This is a genomic window from uncultured Prevotella sp., assembly GCF_946407605.1.
Classification (GTDB): domain Bacteria; phylum Bacteroidota; class Bacteroidia; order Bacteroidales; family Bacteroidaceae; genus Prevotella.
Genome location: NZ_CAMJOS010000059.1, coordinates 1 through 7,704 on the forward strand (window position 1 = coordinate 1; position 7,704 = coordinate 7,704).

At 53.3% G+C, this 7,704-nt stretch carries 7 protein-coding genes; 4 read left to right on the forward strand and 3 right to left on the reverse strand.

Features of this window, described 5'->3' with window-relative positions; translation table 11 throughout:
- Positions 1-137: 137 nt before the first annotated feature.
- On the reverse strand, positions 138-293 hold the full coding sequence (locus Q0R57_RS14280) for a hypothetical protein (RefSeq protein WP_294749112.1): 156 nt from the start codon (positions 291-293) through the stop codon (positions 138-140).
- Between the two features lie 342 nt (positions 294-635).
- On the opposite strand from Q0R57_RS14280, the gene Q0R57_RS14285 reads away from it, so the two are divergent.
- Together Q0R57_RS14285 and Q0R57_RS14290 are read left to right on the forward strand one after the other, a co-directional pair.
- Complete coding sequence (locus Q0R57_RS14285; RefSeq protein WP_294749113.1) at positions 636-884, forward strand: hypothetical protein; 249 nt, start codon at positions 636-638, stop codon at positions 882-884.
- Complete coding sequence (locus Q0R57_RS14290) at positions 884-1,066, forward strand: hypothetical protein (protein WP_294749115.1); 183 nt, start codon at positions 884-886, stop codon at positions 1,064-1,066. Before Q0R57_RS14285 ends, Q0R57_RS14290 begins: the two co-directional genes overlap by 1 nt.
- Before the next feature lie 66 nt (positions 1,067-1,132).
- Here the strand turns inward: Q0R57_RS14290 and Q0R57_RS14295 are convergent, their stop codons facing one another.
- The gene (locus tag Q0R57_RS14295; protein WP_294749117.1) at positions 1,133-2,635 is read right to left on the reverse strand and encodes a hypothetical protein; all 1,503 of its coding nucleotides are present in this window, start codon (positions 2,633-2,635) and stop codon (positions 1,133-1,135) included.
- Positions 2,636-2,818: 183 nt separating this feature from the next.
- Here Q0R57_RS14295 and Q0R57_RS14300 point away from each other — a divergent pair, with 183 nt between their 5' ends.
- Positions 2,819-4,360: a hypothetical protein gene (locus Q0R57_RS14300; RefSeq protein WP_294749118.1), complete on the forward strand. Its 1,542-nt coding sequence runs from the start codon at positions 2,819-2,821 to the stop codon at positions 4,358-4,360.
- A 118-nt stretch (positions 4,361-4,478) separates the two neighbouring features.
- Here Q0R57_RS14300 and Q0R57_RS14305 read toward each other — a convergent pair whose 3' ends face one another.
- Positions 4,479-6,026 carry a CotH kinase family protein gene (locus Q0R57_RS14305; RefSeq protein WP_294749119.1) on the reverse strand — a complete coding sequence of 516 codons (1,548 nt, stop codon included), beginning with the start codon at positions 6,024-6,026 and terminating at the stop codon, positions 4,479-4,481.
- 359 nt (positions 6,027-6,385) lie between these two features.
- On the opposite strand from Q0R57_RS14305, the gene Q0R57_RS14310 reads away from it, so the two are divergent.
- Positions 6,386-7,555 carry a hypothetical protein gene (locus Q0R57_RS14310; RefSeq protein ID WP_294749120.1) on the forward strand — a complete coding sequence of 390 codons (1,170 nt, stop codon included), beginning with the start codon at positions 6,386-6,388 and terminating at the stop codon, positions 7,553-7,555.
- Positions 7,556-7,704: the final 149 nt, after the last annotated feature.

Below are 7,704 nucleotides of genomic sequence, written 5' to 3' on the forward strand. Positions count from 1 at the left end.
CCTGGGCCGTCCCGCCCTCGCCCGTCTGAACATAGTCGTTCAGGTCGATTCTCTGAACTTCGTTCATATTGTCATTCTACTTTCTTTAAGTGCGCGGTGTCTCCTTAGTGCCAAGGTGCCGGGGCAGTCCGTCGGCTTCACTTACCACCATGACCTGCTCCGCCTCGGAGTCCTCCACGAAGAATCGCCGGTCCACGATGACGGGGCGTGCCCTGAAGTTGCGATGTACCCTCAGGGCGCTCACCACCGCCGCCCGCAGTTCGTCGGGCCGCACGCTCTGCGTCATCTCGCATTCGGCCTCTGCCACCGTGGCCCGCTTGCCACGGCTGCAAAGATACGACTATTTCCCCAAATATCCAAGGATATCCGAGATTTTTTATCCGTTTGTGTCGGTAAGTCAAAGAGCGACGTGCCAGAACGAGCAAAGAACGCGCGGTGCGGGTTACACCTTAGGGTAGCCGTGGAGACAGGTACCTGTCCCTCTGATCATCCTCCCTCTGATCATCCCTCAGCTTGGGGTCTATCTTGTTAAAACGTGTCTGCGCTTCGTTCATATATATTGTTTTTTCAGTTTTTATTTTGTAGTTTCAGAATTTATATCTATTTTTGCAGGCAGAATAAATAATTTGTTAGGTATGACAACAATGCAACTTAATGCAGAGATGCTTCGAAACATGAGCATCATTGCCGAAGACGAGAACCTGCTGAAACGAGCGACAAAATACTTGCGCAAACTCGTTGCTGAGAAAAAAGCAGATTCGACGCTGCTCACAAAAGAAGAGTTCTTGGCCCGTGTTGATAAGGCTGAGAAAGAGATCGCTGAGGGTAAGGGCATCACCTTCATGAATAAAGACGACATGAATGCCTGGTTAGAGTCGCTCTGATGAAATACGCTATTACTTATTCTCCTGAAGCCCAAGAGGGTCTTGCCAAACTGAAGCGCAGCGAACCTGCATCTTTCAAGAAAGCAGTCAAACTGCTCAACGAGATGACTGCTATGACTCAGGTACCTGTCCCCACGGCTTTTCAACTGGGCGGATTCAGGTTCGATCAGTGGGAGAAATAACAAAAGCAAGAGGGCTGGAACATTCCAGCCCTCTTCTATAGGTATCCCTCAGTCGCTGCCGACCGCTCAGAAGGTCAGGCAGGGCGGGTAGCTGACGCTCGGGCTGACGTTCTTCAGCGTCAGGAACCTGCTGGCGGCTGTGTGGTAGAATACTCTCGAGCCCTTCTGCTTACCCGTCTCGCTGGTCATCAGATTCCGAGGGGCTTTTCCATCGTCGCCGTCGTTGGCGTAGATCTGCGCATCGAACATATTGACACCCTGATACTTGCCGCGATCCACGGCCTTCTCGTCACCGTTGAAGCCGGCACAGCCGTCGACCATCTTCAGCACCTCAGCTCTCGAAGGCAGCAGCCAGGTGCAGCCCGCCACCGGATGAGCCTTGGCGTAGTCCTCGATCGGGATGTTGGCAGTCTGGATTGCTACGGCCATTCCGTGCCCGCCACCGGCGTTCACATAGGCAATCATGGCCAGCGGCTCCACCCCCTTGTCGGCGGCTGCCTTACGGGTGGGATACACCCTGCCGTCGGAAGCGATCACGTAGCCCACATGCTCGGCCTTGACCTCGCTCAGGGCCACCGTCTCCTTCGGCTTCACGTTGTAGACGGCCATCTCCCTGTTGGAGAACTCATCCACGACAGTCTTGAAACTCACCTCGTAGCCCTCGGCAGCCAGCTGCCCCGCGTCCTCGTCAGTATTTACCGTCGAGATGCCGTATTTGTCCTTCCTGTTGTTCTGCACCTGCAGCTCGCCGTTGCCCTTGAGCTTCACGCCGCCCTTGGCCACGATAGCGTGTTCGCCCTTGGTCATCATCATGTTGCTGCCCGTCAGGGTGAGCGTCAGCGGCTCGTCGCCCTCCACGATGACTGCGGGTGCCTCTGGGGGCAGCTGGTCGTGTTCAGTGGTGATGCGGGCGTAGCGCAGCTCCATGTTGCCGCCGTGGCGGAGCCTGAAGCTGTTGTAGTGGCAGATGCGGGAGCAGAAACTGTAGACGTGCACGTCCGAGGGGTTGCCCTCTACGATGAACTCGCAGTCTTGGTTCTCCTTGACATCGTTGCCGCGCACCAGAAATGACGACCACTGTATGTCGTTGCCCCCGTGTACGTCCGATGCCCACTCCTCGGTAATGAGCGCCGTCAGCTCGTCGGCCTGTTCATAGGTGCGCCCCTCCTCGTCGGTCATCGTGTCGCCCTCGATGAGCAGGGTGCCCGTCAGGCCGCCCTTGGTGGTGTACGAAACCATGCCGTGGGCTATCATGTACGTCAGCGTCCACTCCTCGCCGTAGCGCTCCTGGTCGCCCCATACGAACATCCCGTCCATGAGATAAAAGCGCTCCACGAAGCCCGTGCCGTCGCTGTTCAGCTGGATCAGCCGCGCTATCTGGTCGTACTCCAGCTTCTCGTCGGTCACGGTGCCCACTTTCTCTTCGTAGCTGATCCACAGCTCCTCGGTCGTCTCGGTCGTCGGGCCAGAAGGGTTGTCGTCGTTGGTGCTGCACGCCGTCAGCCCCGTTGTCAGGCCGCAGCAGAGGATGGCGGCCAGCATCCACATCAATGTTTTTCTTTTCATCATTTCGTTATTTTTGGTTTCATATATTGTTAACTCTCAGCGCATATAGTTCTTAAAACGCGCTGCAAAGTTACGCCTTTTTCCCAAAAACGCCATCACTTTCGGCAGAAAATCGGCAAATCTCTTGGACGGATGCGGAGAAATGCTTATTTTTGCACATTGATGATCATGATAATACAAGCAAATATGAAAAGAAAAATGTTCTCCATGCCCACGAAGTGTCAGACACTTGTTGGCGTGCTGATGACCGCCATCCTCGTTTGCGGCTTGACAGTGCTGACTGCATGCAGCACGACTGATGACCCCGCAACGCCTCTGCCGACAGGCGTCACCGGACAGTGGATCAGCTATGAAGAGAAGAGCGGCGAGGTGACCGACGACGAACTGCCCTACGACTGCATAGCCCGCGTGCTGCAGTTCAATGCCGACGGCACCGGCTTCTGCGAGCTCTACTACCTGATGGATGAGACGATGGTCTTCGGCGATGCCAACAGGTATGGCGACGACGGCCAGATGACCTACACCATCGCGGGCAACCGCGTCGACTACACCATGAGCCAGCAGAGCGAATTGTCCCGCAGCCTGACACTCACCGGCGAGACACTCACCGATGAGGCCACCGGACTCGTCTACGAGCAGGCGGGCGACGACATGACAGGCGTCACCGAGTACTGGGCTGCCCAGATACACGGCGGAGCCGACGCCAGCGACAGTGCCAAGCGCTACCTGCTCAAGGGCACATCGGGAAAGGCCGACGCCAGCGGACTCTACAAGGTGACGGACAATCCCGCCAACCTGTCGTACACCGGCCTCATGCCCCGTTTCTACCATCGCGCCACGTTCGAACTGGCCCACGGCGGCACCATCAGCCTCAGGGCTGCCAGTATAGCCGAACCGGGCAGAAGTGCAAAACCGAGCCCCATCATCAGGCTCGATGCCAACGAGGAACTCACCTTCATCCTCAGCGGGTGTAACGCGCTGAAAACCGACGGCATCGACATCCGCATCATCGACACCAAGGGCAGCATCAAGCTCAAGGGCCACGGATTCCTATACCTGATGGGCGCCAAAGACGGACTCCTCGGCGAGGGCGACGACTACGACTTCAGCAAACTGGCAGCCGACGGCTACACCGTGGAGCGCACCCGCGAGGACTTCGGCTACATGTATACGGTCTACAAGAAGGACATCGTAGACATGAAGGACGTCACCCCCGACCACGTGGGCTACGTCATTGCCAGCGACGGCAAGGTATATCCCACCCACGAGATAGCCTTGCGCCACAAAGTCACACCGCTAGGCATGATAGCCTACGTGGGCAAGGGCAAGGACTACCAGCACGGACTGGCTGTATTCACCGAGCAAACCGTCAGCACCACCCTGCTGCAGTATGCCCCCCAGCGCGTGGAGACGTTTGCCAAGACTAAGCCCGCCCCCGCAGGATGCACCTGGCGACTGCCCACAAGAGACGAGGTGAAACTGATGTTCGACGCCTGCTCCTGCAATCCCGGCGAGACGCCCGACGACAGGGGGAGATTCGCCGCCAGCGGCTTCATCGACATGAATAGATTCGTTATGCATGGCGGGGGGACGGGCTACTACTTCGTCACCAGCGACAAGTCTGCCGACGGCAACAGCATCTGGGTCTACGACTTCAATCAGGGTACCTTCCTCGAGAAGTCCAACAAGAGCTGGAGCTTCCGAGTGCTCCCCTGCCTGGCCTTCTGATCCGTGTTATTCCCCGAACACAAAGTGTCTGACACCTTGTGAGCCAAACATTGTCGAACTTAAAAATAATGGTATGAACAACATTGGGCGCAAAGGTGCCTTGCCCCATGTTGTCCTGCTATTTGATTAATTCCTTTTTGCCTTGGTGTATGTATATGCCTCGGGCGGTGGGTTTGGGGGCGAACTTACGACCTTGAAGATCATACCAGTCATCATTGTCTTTACGCTTGACGAATGGCACATTCTGAATAGAGATGATACCCGTAGGATCGAAACCCAGTTGTTCGTCAATCCACGCCACTTGTTTCTTAGTCCATTCACGCATGAGGGCTATTTCCTCATCATAGTTTGTGGCAGTGGTGGGAGCCAGGGGAATCTCTTTGTCCCAGATGGGCCATGCCTGATAATTGCGCTCACAGGCACCTCCAATCGTTACTTCGTTGACCAGAGAGTCCATCATTTCAGTGACGTGCTGGTCGCTCAGTGTGCTGGTTCGTAATTCAGCCCATCGCTCCTTCATGCGTTTCCAATAGGCTTCGTCTTCTGTTAGCCGTTTCCACCAGAAAGGCACAGGCAGCTTGCCTAACAGCCCCGCTTTCTGTCCTTTCTCATATACCCATTGCTCATAGAGGAAATCTCCTGCTGCGATATTATTGCCGAAGGTCATGTTGTAGTCCCAAGGGGTTATCTTGAATCGCGGATCCACAGAGTCACGTCGTTTATAGATATAGGTACTCAGACGATAACCGTCAGGGTTTTGGCAGAACTCCGTCATCAACTGGTAATTGATGAAGTTTTCCACGTCGATATACTTGCTGTAGCCATTCTCCTTGTCAGCAAAACCGTCGCTGTTGAGCACATCCTCCAACTCGTCAAACCGCTGCTTGATATAGGCCATCTGTTCACTTGATATTTCCTCGTACTCAGGGAAGTGGTACTTTGCGCAGATGTCATGGTCGTACATCTTGTATTTCAATACGAAGTGTGGCTCATTATCACGGTCTATCTCTACCATATAGTCGCCAGTCAGTTCGTCGCCGATGTCGCCTGGATCAGTAAAGTTCATGCGGTTCTCGCCCTTGCTTGCTTTCTCGCAGAGGATATAGACACCATAGTAGATGCCGTCGACGATGATCTCGCAGAATTTGCACTTAGGCGTGAATTCGAAGTAGGGGCGTGAGAGTTGATACACCAGCGGATCGCGAATCAGACTGCGGTCATGATAGGGCGCCAGCAACACCCAGTTGTTGTCCTCTGGCAAACCGAGCAGTTTCACTTTCTCTTTCTTTCCGTTCACGTCAGCCGTTTTCAAGGTTCTGAAACCATAAGGTTTCTTGTCGGAGTCATAAAATGAGCTGCTACCTCTGTACTTGATGCCTACCCAACCTTCATAGTCAATGGTCTGATTCGGATGTGCCACCGTGTCGCCGTAGTTCACCCCGTCAGCATTGTTGATGATCTTCATACGCACTGCCACTTGGTAGTCTTTATGGATGGCGGTGGTATGGCCGGCTTCGTCGCGGGTGTTGATGAACAGGATGGGCAGGTTTGTCTTCTCTAGCACGACATCGGTGTTATAGGGCTTAAAGTTCCCTTCATCCCAGCTGTCAGCAGGAACTTCTATGGCAAATAAGCACAGCAGTATAGTTAATAAAACATCTTTCATATATTATAAAACTTTCTCATTATCATTGTTTTAATTTTCCGCGACAAAGATAATGATTATATTTGAATGTTGCAAGAAAATACACAAAAAAACACAGAACTCCGCGCCTGTGACGCTCTGTGACGCTCATCAAACGTTATCGTAAGTTTTCCGGCAAAAGTGGCGGCTATTTCAAAGAAATAGTGTACCTTTGCAGCAGAGTTTGGGAACGCGGGCCCCTTTTGTATGTCTTGACGATACTATTGCCGAATTTTGCCGATGAGATTTACGTCGAGGGTGTGATGTAGGGCGTTTTGCTTGTCAAACCGTAGCGCATTAGCAATCAGGGAAATGTAATGAATAATAAAATATAGCAAGACATGAAAAGAACAACGTTTTACATTATTGTAGCCATGTTGGCCTTCAGTTGTATGGCTTCGCTGACATCCTGCTCCAACAACGACAATGCCACAGTTGACAGTCGTAGAACGATGATGAGTACCTCACTCTTTGTAGCCACAGATCGCCATGAAGCAGGCGAGGGAAATCACTTGGCCCAGTCACTGCAAAAGGTCGTAAGCACTATGGATGTCGTCATCCCGCGCGTGGTACTGCTCGGAGGCGACTATGTGGGCAAAGGTCCAGACATTGGTAAAATAGGGCAACCTGACTTCAGCCTTGATGACATGCGCGGCGAAATCTTCGGCACGCTCTGCCCGGAATTGACCGACGTGCTCTTCACCTATGGCTCTCACGACCGCAACTGCACCGACGATTACGGGGCCTTCTTCAGCGGCCCTCACCGTTGCAATGGCTATTATGTCTATGGTATCAGTTACGCCCAGATGGCGTATGACACCGACTCACTGGTTCAGGCTGCCGTCGCACTCTATGAGGAGCAGGGTGATCATGCTGATGAAAGTGTCGGACCGCCACCAGAAGACCAGAATGAACATGGCGATGGAGAACGACCTCAAGCACCGTCAGACGAACACCGCCCACTGAGGGCTTACAACGGTATTGACGTGACCGACCCCTTCGGAGCCTCTGCAGAGTCGGCGGCTGCAAGTTTTACTTCGTGGGTTTCGACGCTCAGCAATCATGAACCCATCGTGGTGATGAGTCATGTACCGATGCATGCCCATCGAGGCGACAACCCCGGCGGCATATACTGGTTCGAGGCGCTAAGTCGTGCTGCGGAGACGCATGACATCATTTTCTTCTTTGGACATAACCACTCACTTGAGGAACGCGGTGACAGTCTTGACCAGAACTTCTATCTGCTCACGGCTGGCGACAGCATCAGCATACAGGGCAATCAGCTGCAGGGCGTGCAACGCCGACAACTTGGATTCACCTACGCCAATGCCGGTTACCTGAAACTGGGATGGAGTACGCTCGTTACCTTTAGTGATACTGACGGCAACGGTCTTTATGACCAAGCACAACTACGCCGCTTTAACGTTCTTGGCAACGACGAATCCTTCTTTGGACTGACTGGCAAGCGCAATCCCTACACCTTGAAGCTGATTCATAATTCCCCAAAATAGAACAGACGTCCTACGTTTTCTATTGTCGAGCTTATTCATATCTTTGAGATAAAGCTCGAAGATACTGGCGCTCGAAAGAAAAAATAAATCCTAAAATCCGCAGATAATTTTTCGCGTGTCTGATTTAGCCCTTGTCATTAGTCACGGGG